Raw genomic sequence first — 15,661 nt, forward strand, 5'->3', positions numbered from 1 at the left:
TACTAACTGTACGGCGGGCGCTAACTTTTGGAAAGTGTACGTCCAGGGGCGCGGGGGCACCGGCGCTTGCTCTACGATCACGCTCGCGCGTGTAGCCGCCGCAGGGCCCAGGCAGTCCGCCGGGGGCCGTCGCATCGGGGGGTGCGAGGAGCGGACGCGCCTCACTGGGAGGGGACTCATATATGCGGAAACGATTCAATCGGGGTGTCGCGGCACTCGTCGGCCTCACGCTGGCCGGCACCGGCCTGACCGTCGCGACCGCCGCCCCGGCGGCGGCGAGCTCCTACGACTGCCCGTCCGGCTACTTCTGCGGGTGGTCGGGCGAGGACGCCAAGGGCTCGATGTGGAAGACGAAGAAGAACGTCGCGGACCTGGGCGGCTGGGACAACAGGATCCGCTCGTACGTCAACCGTACGCAGTCGATCGCCTGCCTGTACGAGGACAAGGACTACGTTCCGTGGGGAGGTTACTGGGCCCAGGACCCGAACTCACCCGGCGAGCTCAGCAGCTCCTCGGAGGCGACCACCAGCTCGATCAAGTTCGTCCGCACCGACCGCGAGTGCAGCCAGACCGCCTACCCGAGCTGGGTCTCCGAGACCTCCGCCACGGCCCAGGGCTTCGGCGACATGAACGGCGACCGCAAGGCCGACGTCATCACCCGTGACCTGGCCGGCCGGCTCTGGTTCACCCCGGGGAACGACACCGGCCGGCTCATCGGCTCCGGCGGCTGGAACGCCATGAACACCCTGACCCGGCACGGCGACTTCAGCGGCGACGGCCGCGAGGACCTCGTCGCCCGGGAGAAGGCCACCGGCAAGCTGTGGCTCTACCCCGGCACCGGCACGGGCTCCCTCGGCACACGCGAGCTGCTGGGCGCGAGCGGGTGGAACTCGATGAACCACATCACCGCTTACGGCGACCTGACCGGCGACGGGCGCTCCGACCTGATCGCCGTGCAGAAGTCCACCGGTGCGCTGTGGCTCTACCCGGGCGGCTCCGGCGGCAAGCTGGGCGGGCGCAAGCTCATCGGCTCCGGCGGCTGGAACGGCATGAACGCGCTGGCCGGCATGGGTGACGTGACGGGTGACGGACGCCCCGACCTGTACGCCCGCGAGAAGGCCACCGGCAAGCTGTGGCTCTACCCGGGAACCTCCACCGCGCGGCTTGGCTCGCGCACGCTCGTCGGCGGCGGCTGGAGCGCCATGGAGCACCTGATCGCGGTCGGCGACTTCTCCGGTGACGGGCGTCCCGACCTGGCCGCCGTCAGCAACGAGCGGTACGTGATCGACGGCTACTCGGGCAACCCGGGCTGGCTGATCACCTACCGCGGACGGGCCGGCGGAACCGTGTACGGACCCCAGCGGACCCACGGCGAATGGTGGGGCCTCAGCGACTTCTGCTGAGCGCACCCGGACGACGTGAGGGCCCTGGCATCCACATGGATGCCGGGGCCCTTCCCGTCGGTGCTCAGCCCACAACCGTCCAGGTGTCGCCGCCGGCGAGGAGTGCGGCGAGGTCGCCCTTGCCGTGCTGGTCGACGGCGGTGTCGAGCTGGTCGGCCATGAGGGTGTCGTAGACCGGCCGGTCCACCGAGCGGAACACCCCGATGGGCGTGTGGTGCAGGGTGTCGGGGTCGGCGAGCCGGGAGAGCGCGAACGCGTTCGTCGGGGAGGCGGAGTGCGCGTCGTGGACGAGGATGTCCGCCTCGTTCTCCGGGGTGACGGCGACAACCTTCAGGTCGCCGGTGGCCGGGTCGCGGACCACACCCTTGCCGCTGTCGGCGCCGAAGCGGATCGGCTGCCCGTGCTCCAGCCGGATCACCGCTTCCTCGGCCTGTTGCCGGTCCTTGAGGACCTCGAAGGCGCCGTCGTTGAAGATGTTGCAGTTCTGGTAGATCTCCACCAGCGCGGTGCCGGGGTGGTCGGCGGCCTGGCGCAGCACCTCGGTGAGGTGTTTGCGGTCGGAGTCGACGGTGCGGGCGACGAAGGACGCCTCCGCGCCGATCGCCAGGGACACCGAGTTGAAGGGCGCGTCCAGCGATCCCATGGGGGTCGACTTGGTGATCTTGCCGACCTCGGAGGTGGGGGAGTACTGGCCCTTGGTGAGTCCGTAGATGCGGTTGTTGAACAGCAGGATCTTGAGGTTGACGTTGCGGCGCAGGGCGTGGATGAGGTGGTTGCCGCCGATGGACAGCGCGTCGCCGTCGCCGGTGACCACCCACACGGACAGATCCCGGCGGGAGGTGGCCAGGCCGGTGGCGATGGCGGGGGCGCGGCCGTGGATGGAGTGCATCCCGTAGGTGTTCATGTAGTACGGGAAGCGGGAGGAGCAGCCGATGCCGGAGACGAACACGATGTTCTCGCGAGCCAGGCCCAGCTCCGGCATGAAGCCCTGCACGGCGGCCAGCACGGCGTAGTCACCGCAGCCCGGGCACCAGCGCACCTCCTGGTCGGACTTGAAGTCCTTCATCGTCTGCTTGCCCTCGGCCTTGGGCACGAGCTGGAGCAGCGTGTCGGCGTCAGTCATCGATGGCCTCCTTCAGCACCGTGGCGAGCTGCTCCGCCTTGAACGGCATGCCGTTGACCTGGTTGTACGAGCGGGCGTCGACCAGGTACTTCGCTCTGACGAGGGTGGCGAGCTGGCCGAGGTTCATCTCGGGGATCACCACCTTGTCGTAGCCGCGCAGGACCTCGCCGAGGTTGTGCGGGAAGGGGTTGAGGTGGCGCAGATGGGCTTGCGCGATTCGTCCCCCTTCCTTGCGGATACGCCGTACCGCGGCCGTGATCGGGCCGTATGTCGAGCCCCAGCCGAGCACCAGCAGGCGGGCGTCGCCGTCGGGGTCGTCGACCTGGAGGTCGGGGACGTCGATGCCGTCGACCTTGGCCTGGCGGGTGCGGACCATGAAGTCGTGGTTGGCGGGGTCGTAGGAGATGTTGCCGGTGCCGTCCTGCTTCTCGATGCCGCCGATGCGGTGCTCCAGGCCCGGTGTGCCTGGGACCGCCCACGGGCGGGCCAGCGTGTGCGGGTCGCGTTTGTAGGGCCAGAACACCTCGGTGCCGTCCTCGGTGGTGTGGTTCGGGCCCTGCGCGAACCGCACCTTCAGGTCGGGCAACTCCTCCAGTTCCGGGATCCGCCACGGCTCGCTGCCGTTGGCCAGATACCCGTCCGAGAGCAGGAAGACGGGGGTGCGGTAGGTCAGTGCGATCCGCGCCGCCTCCAACGCGGCGTCGAAGCAGTCCGCGGGCGTCTTCGGCGCGACCACCGGCACGGGCGCCTCACCATTCCTGCCGTACATCGCCTGCAGCAGGTCCGCCTGCTCCGTCTTCGTCGGCAAACCCGTCGACGGGCCACCGCGCTGGATGTCCACCACCAACAGCGGCAACTCCAGCGACACCGCCAAACCGATCGTCTCCGACTTCAGAGCGACACCGGGCCCGGAGGTGGTGGTCACCGCCAGCGACCCGCCGAACGCCGCCCCCAGCGCGGCCCCGATTCCGGCGATCTCGTCCTCGGCCTGGAAGGTGCGCACACCGAAGTTCTTGTGCTTGCTGAGTTCGTGCAGGATGTCCGAGGCCGGCGTGATCGGATACGACCCCAGGAACAGGGGCAGGTCCGCCTGCCGGGACGCGGCGACCAGCCCGTAGGACAGGGCGAGGTTGCCGGAGATGTTGCGGTACACGCCCGGCGGGAACGCCGTCGCCGCCGGCGCCACCTCGTAGGAGACCGCGAAGTCCTCCGTGGTCTCCCCGAAGTTCCAGCCCGCCCGGTAGGCGGCGATGTTCGCCGCCGCGATGTCCGGCTTCTTCGCGAACTTGGTGCGCAGGAACCTCTCCGTGCCCTCGGTGGGCCGGTGGTACATCCACGACAGCAGACCCAGCGCGAACATGTTCTTGCTCCGCTCGGCCTCCTTACGGCTGAGGTCGAACTCCTTCAGCGCCTCCACCGTCAGCGTCGTCAGCGGCACCGGATGCAGGTGGTAGCCGTCCAGCGAGCCGTCCTCCAGCGGGCTGGTGGCGTAGCCGACCTTCTGCATCGCCCGCTTGGTGAACTCGTCGGTGTTGACGATGACCTCCGCCCCGCGCGGCAGGTCACCGATGTTCGCCTTCAGCGCGGCCGGGTTCATCGCCACCAGCACGTTCGGCGCGTCACCCGGGGTGAGGATGTCGTGGTCGGCGAAGTGCAGCTGGAACGACGACACCCCCGGCAGCGTCCCGGCCGGGGCCCGGATCTCGGCGGGGAAGTTCGGCAGTGTGGAGAGGTCGTTGCCGAAGGACGCCGTCTCCGAGGTGAACCGGTCACCCGTGAGCTGCATCCCGTCACCCGAGTCCCCCGCGAACCTGATGATCACTCGGTCGAGCCGGCGGACGTCCTTCGTGCCCGCCGCTGTGCGCTGCTCTCCTACGACTGTTCCGTCGGCCTGCTCCGCTGGGCTGCTGACCTGGCTGGTCACTGAACTGGACCTCCTCGAGGCGGCTGTCCGGGACGGCCTTCCCGCAGGCCTTCCCCGCATAAACCCTACGACCGTGAGGGGCGCCCGCCCTGAAGGATCGGTCGAACGGTTCGGATGGTGGACACGGCCGGGGCCGCGGGACGACCCGACGCATCGCTCAGGAGTGCAGAGACGACCCGACGCCTCGCTCAGGAGTTCAGATAGGTGAGGACCGCGAGCACCCGCCGGTGGTCGCCGTCGCTCGGGGACAGCCCCAGCTTCAGGAAGATGTTGCTGACGTGCTTCTCCACGGCGCCGTCGCTGACCACCAGCTGCCGGGCGATCGCCGAGTTCGTCCGCCCCTCCGCCATCAGCCCCAGCACCTCCCGCTCACGCGGGGTGAGCCCCGCGAGCACGTCCTGCTTGCGGCTGCGGCCCAGCAGCTGCGCCACCACCTCCGGGTCCAGGGCCGTGCCGCCCCGCGCCACCCGGACCACCGCGTCGACGAACTCGCGCACCTCGGCGACCCGGTCCTTCAGCAGATAGCCCACGCCCCGGCTGGAACCCGCCAGCAGTTCGGTCGCGTACCGCTCCTCGACGTACTGCGACAGCACCAGCACCCCGACGTCCGGGTGGGCCTTGCGCAGCTGCACCGCGGCCCGCACGCCCTCGTCGGTGTGCGTCGGCGGCATCCGCACGTCGGCGACCACCACGTCCGGCAGCTGGCCCTGGGCGTCCAGCTCGGTAATGGTCTTGATCAGTGCCTCACCGTCGCCGACCCCGGCCACGACCTCGTGCCCCCGGTCGGTCAGCAGCCGGGTCAGGCCCTCCCTCAGCAGCACCGAATCCTCGGCGATGACCACCCGCACCCTGTCCTCCACGTCGTCGGCCCCCCAAAGCGCCGCGCCCGGACCGCCCTTGTGGCGCGTCCGGTCGCCGGGTCCAGCATTCCAGCAATCGGGGGAGGACGGGCCGGGGCAACCCGATGTGGGGGTGTCGTCACCGGTCGCCGGGGGTGGCTCCGCACACCCTTCGCACTTCCGCGTCCGCGTCGGCGGGCGGGTGCGCGCCCGAGGCCCGCACCCGCCCGTGTGTCCGTCCGCCGGACCGCGTGTCTCACCGCGCGGTCATAGAGCCCGCTCCGCACGCCACGGCAGCTCCGCGGTCACCCGGGTGGGCCCACCGGCCGGCGAGTCGACCACGAGGATCCCGTCCACCGCGTCCAGCCGCTCCGCCAGCCCCGCCAGTCCGGAGCCCGAGGACAGCTCGGCACCGCCCACGCCGTTGTCCACCACCTGGAGCATCAGCCGGTCGTCCGCCCGCCACATCTCCACGGCCGCCCAGGTCGCCCGGCTGTGCTTGCTGACGTTCTGCAGCAGCTCCGAGACCGTGAAGTAGGCGATGCCCTCGATGGCGGGGGCGGGCCGCTCGGTCAGGTCCACCTCCACCCGCACCGGGACCGTGCAGCGCGAGGCGACCGAGGACAGGGCCGCGTCCAGGCCCCGGTCGGTGAGCACGGCCGGGTGGATGCCGCGCGCCAGGTCCCGCAGCTCCTGCAGCGCCGTCTTCACCTCGCCGTGCGCCTCGTCCACCATCTGCGCCGCGACCTGCGGGTCCTCCCGCAGCTTCTCCTTCGCCAGCCCCAGGTCCATGGCCAGGGCCACCAGCCGGGCCTGCGCCCCGTCGTGCAGGTCACGCTCGATGCGCCGCAGGTCCGCGGCCGCGGTGTCCACCACGACCCCGCGGTCCGACTCCAGCTCGACCACCCGGCTGGCCAGCCGGGACGGTCCCAGCAGCCCGTACACCATCCACCGGTCCACCGTCGTCAGCGCCCGCACGATCCACGGCGTGGCCAGCGTGAACAGCAGACCCACGCCCGCCGTCACCGCGATCTCGAACGGGTTGTCCAGATAGACCGAGTGCTGCTCGTCGCCGTAGAGCTGGATGCCGTCCTGGCCCGCGTACATCGGCAGCACCCAGAACCACAGCGGGTACGTCACCAGCGACCAGCCCAGCGACCAGAACGTGACGCTGACGGCGAAGGAGAACACCGCCCACGGCAGCTGGAGCACCGCGTACAGCAGCGCCCGCCAGGAGGTGCCGCTCTTCAGCACGGCCCCGATCCAGCCCATGAACCCCTGCCGGTCGGTCCGCAGCGGCGCCGGCTCACCCACCCGCAGGCCCAGCAGCCCCCGCGCCCTGGCCCGCTCCACCGACCCGAAGGCACGGCAGCCGGAGAGCGCCGCCGCAAGCACCGGCACCCCCAGGAACGTCACCAGCAGGCCCGCGCCCAGCGACACCATGGTGACCGCGTAGGTGAACAGCAGGATGCTGACCGGAAGGCCCAGCAGCACGTACGCCAGCTCCCGCCAGTGGCGTCCCTCGACCGGCGCCCGCAGCGCGGCCGGCATCCGGTGCCGCCGTTCCCCCACGCCCCGCGCGTGTCCGGGCTCGGTGGGGAGCCCGTAGCCCTGTCCGTACTCGGTGGCCATCGGCTTCGTCCTTCTCCTCGTCCGGCGGCTGTGCTGTCGTACGTCCAGACTGCTGCGCCGCAGGCCGGCGCGGAATGGAGTCCGTCGCAGTCTTGGCAGGGGGGTTTTCCCTACCCACGGGCGCGGGCGGACGCCCCCTTCCCCGGCGCGATCCCGGCCGGTGTGCCGGAACGGTCCCGCCACGGCAGCTCGGCCGTCACCGTCGTCGGACCGCCCTCCGGGGAGTCCACGACGAACAGGCCGTCCACCGCGCCCAGCCGGTCGGCGAGCCCCCGCATGCCCGTGCCGCCGTCCAGGCTCGCCCCGCCCCTGCCGTCGTCCGAGACCTGCAGGAACAGCCGGTTCTCCGACCGCCACACCTCCACCGCCGCCGAGCGCGCCCGGCTGTGCTTGCTGACGTTCTGGAGCAGCTCCGAGACGGTGAAGTAGGCGATGCCCTCGATCGCGGGGGCGGGCCGTTCGGTCAGGTCGACGGTGACCCGCACCGGGACCGTGCAGCGCGAGGCGACCGAGGACAGGGCCGCGTCCAGGCCCCGGTCGGTGAGCACCGCCGGGTGGATGCCGCGCGCCAGGTCCCGAAGCTCCTGGAGCGCCAGCTTCACCTCGCCGTGCGCCTCCTCGACCATCGACGCCGCCGCGTCCGGGTCCTCCAGCAGCTTCTCCTTGGCCAGACCCAGGCCCATCGCCAGGTTCACCAGGCGCGCCTGCGCCCCGTCGTGCAGGTCCCGCTCGATGCGCCGCAGGTCCGCCGCGGCCGCGTCGACCACCACGCCCCGGTCCGACTCCAGTTCGGCGATGCGCCGCTCGAGCTCGTCCGACGGCGACAGCAGGCCCCGCACCAGCGCCCGGTCCACGTCCGCCAGCGCCCGCACGACGAACGCCAGCACCGGCCACAGCACGAACAGACCCGTCAGCGCGATGACGAAGGTGAGAATGCCCCACGGCAGCCGTATCAGCATGAACAGGAACGTCCGCCAGCCCACCGGGTCCTTGACCCCCTGCCACAGCCCCGGCCAGAAGCCGCCGGAACCGCGCCACGGCAACGGGCTCGGCTCCTCCACCCGCACCCCGAGCATGGCCCTCGCGCGCGCCCGCTCCAGCCGGCCGAGCTGCCGCGCCCCCAGCAGACCGAGGGCGAGCAGGGGAAGTCCGATCACCGTGACCGTCAGCCCCACGCCGACGGACAGCACGGTCACCGTGTAGACGAAGCCCACCAGCGCCGCCGGCAGGTTCGTCAGGAGATGCGCGATCTCCTTCCAGGTGTGCGCGTCGTAGGCGAAGCGGGCCGGGGGCGGGCGGTCGCCCGGCCCGGCCGATGCGGGGGCGGCCGGGTCCGGGAGGGTCCTCGCGGGCGTGCCCGGCTGCGGATTCGGTTCGGTCATGGGGCATAGCGTGCCCGGCGACGGGGGCCCGCGCCATGAGGCCGACCGCTGGGCCGCCCTGAGGAAAACCCCACCCCCGCGTGCCGAGCCCCGACGGGCTGCTTACCGTGCCTTTATCAGGGCCTAGACTCCCGTGCGTACAGATCGTCGGACCGTGGCGTTCGACGTTCACCGGCACGGATCAAGGGCAGGGCACAGGTGGGAACGCCTGGTCGCCGATCTGAGGAGTGAGGGGCGGACGTGCGGGAAACGACCGTCGTCGCGGCGGACTACTTCCAGTCCTACTCGGTCGTCGGACTGCTCGCCGTCGTCGGCGTGCTGTTCGTCGCCGTCGCCTTCGGGGCGGGCCGCCTGCTGCGGCCGGTGGTGCCCACCCCGGAGAAGCTGCTGACGTACGAGTGCGGCGTCGACCCCGTCGGCGAGGGCTGGGCCCACACCCAGGTCCGCTACTACGTCTACGCCTTCCTCTACGTGATCTTCGCCGTCGACTCGATCTTCCTCTTCCCCTGGGCGACCGTCTTCGCCGCCGACGGCTACGGCGCGACCACCCTCGTGGAGATGTTCGTCTTCCTCGGCTTCCTCGCCGTGGGCCTGCTGTACGCCTACAAGAAGGGCGTCCTGACATGGACGTGAACCCCGCCGCCTCCGAGCCGGTGCTGCTGCCGGAACCTGGACGTCCCTCCGGCGACGGCACGGCGAGGCTCGGCGCGCTCGCCCGGCTCGCCCCCGAGCCGATGAAGGTGGTCCTCAACTGGGGCCGCCGCTACTCGCTCTGGGTGTTCAACTTCGGCCTCGCCTGCTGCGCGATCGAGTTCATCGCCGCGTCGATGGCCCGGCACGACTTCATCCGCCTCGGCGTCATCCCGTTCGCCCCGGGGCCCCGCCAGGCCGACCTGATGGTCGTCTCCGGCACGGTCACCGACAAGATGGCGCCCGCCGTGAAGCGCCTCTACGAGCAGATGCCCGAGCCGAAGTACGTCATCTCCTTCGGGGCGTGCAGCAACTGCGGCGGCCCCTACTGGGACTCCTACTCCGTCACCAAGGGCGTCGACCAGATCATCCCGGTCGACGTCTACGTCCCCGGCTGCCCGCCCCGGCCCGAGGCGCTGCTCCAGGGCATCCTCAAGCTCCAGGAGAAGATCGCCCGCGAGTCCCTGGGGGAGCGGTACGGCACCGCCTCCGCCGGACGCCCCTCGGCGGCGACCCTGCGGAGCGGGCTGGTCGAGCCCCCCGCACCGAAGGACGGGCCGAAGGGTGACGCGCCGAAGGGTGAGGGGGCCGCCGGATGACCACCGTCGGCTGGCTCCCCGCGGACGTGGAGGAACTCTTCGGCGCGCAGGCCACGGCGGAGGAGTCGTACGGCGTCCTCACCGTCGACGTGCCGTCCGACGCCTGGATCCCCGCGCTGGAGGCCGCGCGCGACCGGCTGGGCTGCACCTTCTTCGACTGGCTCAGCGCGGTCGACGAACCCGGCACCGGCTTCCGCGTGACCGCCCACGTCGCCGCCCTGTCCCCGGTACGGCGGCTCCTGCTGCGCACCACGGTGCCGCACGACGCCCCGGAACTGCCGTCCGCCGTGGGTGTCTACGCGGGCGCGGCCTGGCACGAACGCGAGACCCACGAGATGTTCGGCGTCGCCTTCACCGGACACCCCGGCCTGGACCACCTGCTGCTGCCCGAGGGCTTCGAGGGCCACCCGCTGCGCAAGGACTTCGTCCTCGCGGCCCGGGTCGCCAAGGCGTGGCCCGGTGCCAAGGAACCGGGGGAGTCCGAGCACGGCGGCCCCAAGCGGCGGCAGATGCTGCCGCCGGGCGTGCCCGACCCCAACGAGTGGGGCCCCCTCAAGGGCCAGCTCCCGCCCGCCCCGGCCCGCCCGGCCCGCCGCGCGGCCACCGCGGCGGCACGCACACCGGGCGAACGCCCGCCCCGGCGCACCCGCTCCGTCTCCGAGGGCTCGGCGAGCCAGACGGCGGGGGCGGGGGCGACGGCGGAGGACGGCGCCGACGCGACCGCGGCCGAGTCGCCGGCCACCCCACGCAGGGCGCGGTCGGTGTCGGAGGGGTCCGCGAGCCGGCGGGGGGCTGCTGAGAGCGGTACGCCTCGTCGGGCGCGCTCGGCGTCCGAGGGCTCCGCCAGCCGGCGGCCGGACGCCCCCGCGCGCCGGTCGCGCGGCGCGAGCGAGGGGTCGGCGTCGCAGCGCGAGGACGCCCCGGGCACGGGCGGTCCCCGCCGGGCGCGGTCCGCGTCCGAGGGCTCAGCGAGTCAGCGCGCGGAACAGGAACAGGCGCCGGCCGCCGACGACACGGCAGCGGCTCCCGCCGAGGAACCCCGCGACCGCAAGCCGCCCGCCGCCCCGCGCAGCCCGGACGCCCCGTGGCACCACGCACGGCCCGCCTTCGAGGAACCGAAGCCGGAAGCCGCGCCCCATCCTGAGCCGGAGCCGGAGGACGGGCCGCGTCCCGGGCCGGAGGCCGAGCCCCGGCCCGCGCCGGCCCCCGGAGCGCGTCCTGAGCCGGAGCCGGAGCCGGAAGCGCGTCCCGAACCGGAGGACGGGCGGCGTCCCGAACCGGCCCCCGAAGCGCGTCCCCAGTCGGCCCCCGCAGCGCGTCCCGAACCGGAGCCGGAAGCGCGTCCCGAACCGGAGCCGGAAGCGCGTCCCGAACCGGAGTCGCAAGCGCGTCCCCAGCCGGAGCCGGAGAACGGGCCGCGTCCCGAATCCCGCAGCCCTGACACGAACAGCCCCGACACGAACACCCCCGACGACCCCTCAGGAGGCCGGCAGTGAACGACGTGCTCGACGTCGCCCTGCGACTCCTGGTCGTGTTCGTCGTCTTCCTCACCTTCCCCCTGATCGTGGGCCAGACCGAGCACAAGGTGATGGCCCACATGCAGGGCCGCCTCGGCCCGATGTACGCCGGCGGCTTCCACGGCTGGGCCCAGCTCATCGCCGACGGCGTGAAGTTCGCGCAGAAGGAGGACGTCGTCCCGGCCGGCGCGGACCGCCGCGTCTTCCAGATCGCGCCCGCCGTCGCGCTGCTGCCGTACCTCCTCGTCCTGCTCGCCGTCCCGATCGGCCCCGGCGAGGGCGCGGTCGGCCAGGTGATCGACGCGGGCGTGTTCTTCGTGCTCGCCGTGATGGGCGTCGGTGTCCTCGGCTCACTGATGGCCGGCTGGGCCTCCGCCAACAAGTTCTCCCTCCTCGGCGGCCTGCGCACCGCCGCCCAGCTCCTCGCCTACGAACTCCCGATGCTGCTCACCGCCGCCTCGGTGGCGATGGCCGCCGGCACCGTCTCCCTCGTCGGCATCCTCGACGCGTTCGAGTGGTGGTGGGTGCCCTGGCAGATCACCGGCGCGCTGGTCTTCTTCATCGCGGGCCTCGCCGAACTCCAGCGCCCGCCCTTCGACATGCCGGTCGCCGACTCGGAGATCATCTTCGGCGCGTACACCGAGTACACCGGTCTCCGCTTCGCCCTGTTCCTCCTCGCCGAGTACGCCGGCATCGTCGTCCTGTGCGGCCTGACCACCGTCCTCTTCCTGGGCGGCTGGCACGGCCCCTGGGGCGCCGACGGCCTCGGCTGGGTGTGGACCCTGCTGAAGACCGCCGTCCTCGCCTTCGTCGTCATCTGGCTGCGCGTCACCTACCCCCGCATGCGCGAGGACCAGCTGCAGAAGTTCAGCTGGACGCTCCTGGTCCCCCTCTCCCTCGCCCAGATCGCCCTCACCGGCGTCGTCAAGGTGGTGTTCCTGTGATGGCCCCGATCCCCGGCTCCGGCCTGGCCAAGGGCCTGGCCGTCACCCTGCGGACGATGACGCGGAAGTCCGTCACCGCCCCCTACCCGGACACCCAGCCCCAACTGCCGCCCCGCAGCCGCGGGGTGATCGGCCTGTTCGAGGAGAACTGCACGGTCTGCATGCTGTGCGCCCGCGAGTGCCCCGACTGGTGCATCTACATCGACTCGCACAAGGAGACCGTCCCTCCGGCGGCCCCCGGAGGCCGCGAACGCAGCCGCAACGTCCTCGACCGTTTCGCCATCGACTTCTCCCTGTGCATGTACTGCGGTATCTGCATCGAGGTCTGCCCCTTCGACGCGCTGTTCTGGTCCCCGGAGTTCGAGTACGCCGAGACCGACATCCGCGACCTCACCCACGAGCGCGACAAGCTCCGCGAGTGGATGTGGACCGTCCCGGCCCCGCCCGCCCTCGATCCCGGGGCCGAGGAGCCGAAGGAAGTGGCCGCCGCCCGCAAGACCGCCGACAAGCTCGCCGCCGCCCAGGCCGAACCGCAGGAGGAGGAGTCGTGACCCTGACCGCAGCCGCGGGAACGGCCGCGCACGCCACGACCGCCGCCGGGTCGCACGGTTTCCTCTCCCCGACCGGCGTCGAGATCACCTTCCTCCTCGTCGGCCTCGTCACCCTCGGGGCCGCCGTCGTCACCGTCACCACCCGGCAGCTGGTGCACGCCGCCCTGTGGCTGGTGGTGGCCCTCGGCGGGCTCGCCGTCGAATACCTCCTGCTCACCGCCGAGTTCATCGCCTGGGTGCAGGTCCTCATCTACGTCGGTTCCGTCGTCGTGCTGCTGCTGTTCGGGCTGATGCTCACCCGTGCCCCCGTCGGCCGCTCACCGGACGCCGACTCCGGCAACCGGTGGGTCGCCCTCGCCGTCGCCGTCGCCGCGGCGGCGGCCCTGGTCTGGGTGGTCGTCGACGCCTTCCGCACCACCTGGATCGACCTGGACGGAGCCCCCGCCGGCTCCACCGACGTCACCGGCGCCAGCCTCTTCCAGCACTGGGTCCTCCCCTTCGAGGCCCTGTCCGTCCTCCTCCTCGCCGCCCTCGTCGGCGCGATCGTCCTGTCCCGCAAGGCCAAGGCCGGCTCCGAGCCCGGCGCGGGGGACGCGACCGCGTCCGGCACGGCGACCGGCGCGACCCGCACCCGGCGCGACCAGGAAGGAGCCCGCTGATGCACCTCGCCTATCCCGCCGTCCTGTCCGCCCTCCTCTTCTGCACCGGCGTCTACGGCGTCCTCGCCCGCCGCAACGCGATCCTCGTGCTGATGTCGGTCGAGCTGATGCTCAACGCCGTCAACCTGAACCTCGTCGCCTTCGACGTCTGGCTCAGCCGGGCCGCCGAGGAGACGCTGCACTCCGGACAGGCCCTGGCCCTCTTCACCATCGCCATCGCCGCCGCCGAGATCGGCATCGGCCTCGCGATCGTCCTCGCCGTGTACCGCAACCGCGGCAGCTCCGACATCGACCGGCTCCGCGACACCGCCGAGGGCCACGACCCCGACGACCCCCACAGCGACGCCACCGGCCGCGCCATCCCCGCCCCGGCCGCCGGCGAGAAGGCCGAGGCCACCGCGTGACCACGACCACCCTCGCCGTCCTCGTCCCCCTCCTTCCGTTCCTCGGCGCGCTCACCGGTCTGCTGCTGGGCCGCACCGCACCCGGCTTCGCCCGCCCGCTCGCCGTCCTGCCGACACTGGCCTGTCTGGCGCTCGCCGCCGCCGTCGCCGCGCGCCAGGGCGGCGGCGGCCCGGTCGACGCCGCCACCGAGCTCACCCCCACCGGCTCGGTCCCGATCGAACTCGCCCTGCACATCGACGGGTTCGCCGCCCTCACCGCCGTGGTCGTCGCCACCGTCGCCACCTGCGTGCAGATCTACTCCACGGGCTACCTGCGCGACGACCCGCGCTACCCGTCCTACGCCGCCCTGGTCTCGCTGTTCACCTCCGCGATGCTCCTGGTCGTCTACACCGGCGACCTGATGGTGCTGCTGGTCGGCTGGGAAGTCATGGGCATCTGCTCCTACTTCCTCGTCGGCCACTACTGGGAGACCCCCGAGGCCCGCGCCGCATCGCTCAAGGCCTTCCTGGTCACCAAGCTCGGCGACGTCCCCTTCCTCATCGGCCTGTTCGCGCTCGCCGCCGACGCCGGGTCCTTCCGCGTCACCCGGATCCTCGGCGCCGTCGCGCACGGCGGCATCGACCACCCGACGCTGATCGCCCTGCTGCTCCTCGCGGGCGTGGCCGGCAAGTCCGCGCAGTTCCCGCTGCACACCTGGCTCCCCGACGCGATGGCGGGCCCCACGCCCGTCTCCGCGCTGATCCACGCCGCGACGATGGTCGCCGCCGGCGTCTACTTCGTCGCCCGTCTCCTCCCGCTCTTCGAGGCCTCACAGGCCGCGATGACCGTCCTCGCCGTCATGGCCGCCGTGACGATGACCGGTTCGGCGCTCGCCGCCCTCGCCCAGGACGACATCAAACGCGTCCTCGCCTACTCGACGATCGGCCAGCTCGGCTACATGACCGGCGCCCTCGCCGTCGCCGACCGGGGCGCCGCCGTCTTCCACCTCCTGTCCCACGGCGCCTTCAAGGCGCTGCTGTTCCTCGCCGCCGGCGTGATCATCCACGCCGCCGGCACCAACTCGCTGGCCGCCATGTCCCGCATGAGCCACCTGCGCGACCGCGTCCCCGACGCCTACTGGACGATGACCGTGGCGCTGCTCGCGCTCGCCGCGATCCCGCCGTTCAGCGGCTTCTTCTCCAAGGAGGCCGTCCTCGGCGTCGCCGAACACGTCGTCACCGGCCACACCGAGCACGCTCCCGCAGCGGCGGGCTGGATCGTCCTCCTCGCCGGTCTGCTCACCGCCCTCCTCACCGCCGCCTACGCGACGCGGCTGTGGCTGCTCGCCTTCCGCGGCAGCGGCACCGAGGCCCCCGACCACGGCCGGCAGCCGCTGACCATGACCACCGTGCTGTGGGTGCTCGCCGTCCCGTCGCTGGCGCTCGGCGGGCTCGCCTTCCGGGTGCTGCCCGACTGGTTCGACGGCCACGACCTCACCCCGACCCTCACCACCTCCGTGCTCGGCACGGGCGTGGCCCTGGTCGGCGGCATCGTCACCTACGCCACCTGGCGGCACACCACCGCGCACGCCGCCCGCGTCCCGCTCGGCGCCGTCGCCGCCCACCCCGAGGGTGACGCCGGCCTGGTCGAGGCGGAGGCCATCGCGAGCCACGAACCGGCCTACGGGGACGTCGCCTACGCGGCCGACCCCTCGGACCCCGGGCGGCTGCTGCTCGGCCGGCTGCACCGGCACGCCGCCGTCGGCTTCCACCTGGACGCCGTGTACTCGGCGCTGTTCGTCCGCCCGGTCCGGGCCGGCGCGAGCCTCGTACGGTTCCTCGACCGGGAGGTCGTCGACACCTACGTACGCGGCGCGGGCACCCTGCCCCGCTGGCTCGGCGCCGCCGTACGACGGGCCCAGACCGGCAATCTGCAGACCTATGTGAGCGCGCTGCTCGCCGGCACCGTCGTCCTCGCGGTCGCCGCCGTCCTCGTCGCCACGGGAGCGTGAGCA

General features: G+C 72.3%; 14 protein-coding genes. 9 read left to right on the forward strand and 5 right to left on the reverse strand.

The window, feature by feature from the left end:
- Positions 1-182: 182 nt before the first annotated feature.
- Positions 183-1,403 carry an FG-GAP-like repeat-containing protein gene (locus tag B100_RS0103725; RefSeq protein WP_024883123.1) on the forward strand — a complete coding sequence of 407 codons (1,221 nt, stop codon included), beginning with the start codon at positions 183-185 and terminating at the stop codon, positions 1,401-1,403.
- A gap of 64 nt (positions 1,404-1,467) precedes the next feature.
- On the opposite strand, the gene B100_RS0103730 is transcribed toward B100_RS0103725, so the two are convergent.
- From B100_RS0103730 to B100_RS0103750, 5 genes are all read right to left on the reverse strand, one after another.
- Positions 1,468-2,526, reverse strand: a complete 1,059-nt coding sequence (locus B100_RS0103730) for a 2-oxoacid:ferredoxin oxidoreductase subunit beta (protein ID WP_024883124.1) — start codon at positions 2,524-2,526, stop codon at positions 1,468-1,470.
- Positions 2,519-4,450: a 2-oxoacid:acceptor oxidoreductase subunit alpha gene (locus B100_RS0103735; RefSeq protein ID WP_024883125.1), complete on the reverse strand. Its 1,932-nt coding sequence runs from the start codon at positions 4,448-4,450 to the stop codon at positions 2,519-2,521. The genes B100_RS0103730 and B100_RS0103735 overlap by 8 nt, the downstream gene beginning before the upstream one ends.
- Before the next feature lie 188 nt (positions 4,451-4,638).
- The gene (locus B100_RS0103740) at positions 4,639-5,298 is read right to left on the reverse strand and encodes a response regulator transcription factor (RefSeq protein ID WP_024883126.1); all 660 of its coding nucleotides are present in this window, start codon (positions 5,296-5,298) and stop codon (positions 4,639-4,641) included.
- A 258-nt stretch (positions 5,299-5,556) separates the two neighbouring features.
- Positions 5,557-6,921 (reverse strand): sensor histidine kinase, encoded by a 1,365-nt coding sequence (locus B100_RS0103745; protein ID WP_024883127.1) that lies wholly within the window; start codon positions 6,919-6,921, stop codon positions 5,557-5,559.
- Positions 6,922-7,031: 110 nt separating this feature from the next.
- Positions 7,032-8,303, reverse strand: coding sequence for a sensor histidine kinase (locus B100_RS0103750; protein WP_024883128.1), 1,272 nt, complete (start codon positions 8,301-8,303; stop codon positions 7,032-7,034).
- A gap of 240 nt (positions 8,304-8,543) precedes the next feature.
- On the opposite strand from B100_RS0103750, the gene B100_RS0103755 reads away from it, so the two are divergent.
- Genes B100_RS0103755 through B100_RS0103790 form a run of 8 tightly spaced genes read left to right on the forward strand, consistent with a single transcriptional unit; the run spans position 8,544 to position 15,658 of the window.
- Complete coding sequence (locus tag B100_RS0103755) at positions 8,544-8,936, forward strand: NADH-quinone oxidoreductase subunit A (protein WP_024883129.1); 393 nt, start codon at positions 8,544-8,546, stop codon at positions 8,934-8,936.
- Complete coding sequence (locus B100_RS0103760) at positions 8,927-9,592, forward strand: NuoB/complex I 20 kDa subunit family protein (RefSeq protein WP_024883130.1); 666 nt, start codon at positions 8,927-8,929, stop codon at positions 9,590-9,592. Before B100_RS0103755 ends, B100_RS0103760 begins: the two co-directional genes overlap by 10 nt.
- Positions 9,589-11,088, forward strand: coding sequence for an NADH-quinone oxidoreductase subunit C (locus B100_RS0103765; RefSeq protein WP_024883131.1), 1,500 nt, complete (start codon positions 9,589-9,591; stop codon positions 11,086-11,088). Before B100_RS0103760 ends, B100_RS0103765 begins: the two co-directional genes overlap by 4 nt.
- A complete protein-coding gene (locus tag B100_RS0103770) occupies positions 11,085-12,053 on the forward strand; it encodes a complex I subunit 1 family protein (RefSeq protein WP_024883132.1) in 969 nt (322 codons plus the stop codon). The genes B100_RS0103765 and B100_RS0103770 overlap by 4 nt, the downstream gene beginning before the upstream one ends.
- Positions 12,053-12,604 carry a NuoI/complex I 23 kDa subunit family protein gene (locus B100_RS0103775; RefSeq protein ID WP_024883133.1) on the forward strand — a complete coding sequence of 184 codons (552 nt, stop codon included), beginning with the start codon at positions 12,053-12,055 and terminating at the stop codon, positions 12,602-12,604. Before B100_RS0103770 ends, B100_RS0103775 begins: the two co-directional genes overlap by 1 nt.
- Entirely contained in the window at positions 12,601-13,263 is a 663-nt protein-coding gene (locus tag B100_RS0103780) for an NADH-quinone oxidoreductase subunit J (protein ID WP_024883134.1), read from the forward strand. The genes B100_RS0103775 and B100_RS0103780 overlap by 4 nt, the downstream gene beginning before the upstream one ends.
- Positions 13,263-13,667 carry an NADH-quinone oxidoreductase subunit NuoK gene (nuoK, locus tag B100_RS0103785; protein WP_024883135.1) on the forward strand — a complete coding sequence of 135 codons (405 nt, stop codon included), beginning with the start codon at positions 13,263-13,265 and terminating at the stop codon, positions 13,665-13,667. The genes B100_RS0103780 and nuoK overlap by 1 nt, the downstream gene beginning before the upstream one ends.
- The gene (locus B100_RS0103790) at positions 13,664-15,658 is read left to right on the forward strand and encodes an NADH-quinone oxidoreductase subunit L (protein WP_024883136.1); all 1,995 of its coding nucleotides are present in this window, start codon (positions 13,664-13,666) and stop codon (positions 15,656-15,658) included. The genes nuoK and B100_RS0103790 overlap by 4 nt, the downstream gene beginning before the upstream one ends.
- The last annotated feature ends 3 nt before the right edge of the window (positions 15,659-15,661 follow it).

This window comes from Streptomyces sp. CNH189, from assembly GCF_000527195.1.

Bases quoted from the DNA above. Each gene is read 5' to 3' on its own strand.
- B100_RS0103725 (WP_024883123.1), top strand. From the start codon at position 183: ATGCGGAAACGATTCAATCGGGGTGTCGCGGCACTCGTCGGCCTCACG.
- B100_RS0103730 (WP_024883124.1), bottom strand. From the start codon at position 2,526: ATGACTGACGCCGACACGCTGCTCCAGCTCGTGCCCAAGGCCGAGGGC.
- B100_RS0103745 (WP_024883127.1), bottom strand. From the start codon at position 6,921: ATGGCCACCGAGTACGGACAGGGCTACGGGCTCCCCACCGAGCCCGGA.
- B100_RS0103750 (WP_024883128.1), bottom strand. From the start codon at position 8,303: ATGACCGAACCGAATCCGCAGCCGGGCACGCCCGCGAGGACCCTCCCG.
- B100_RS0103760 (WP_024883130.1), top strand. From the start codon at position 8,927: ATGGACGTGAACCCCGCCGCCTCCGAGCCGGTGCTGCTGCCGGAACCT.
- B100_RS0103765 (WP_024883131.1), top strand. From the start codon at position 9,589: ATGACCACCGTCGGCTGGCTCCCCGCGGACGTGGAGGAACTCTTCGGC.
- B100_RS0103775 (WP_024883133.1), top strand. From the start codon at position 12,053: ATGGCCCCGATCCCCGGCTCCGGCCTGGCCAAGGGCCTGGCCGTCACC.
- nuoK (WP_024883135.1), top strand. From the start codon at position 13,263: ATGCACCTCGCCTATCCCGCCGTCCTGTCCGCCCTCCTCTTCTGCACC.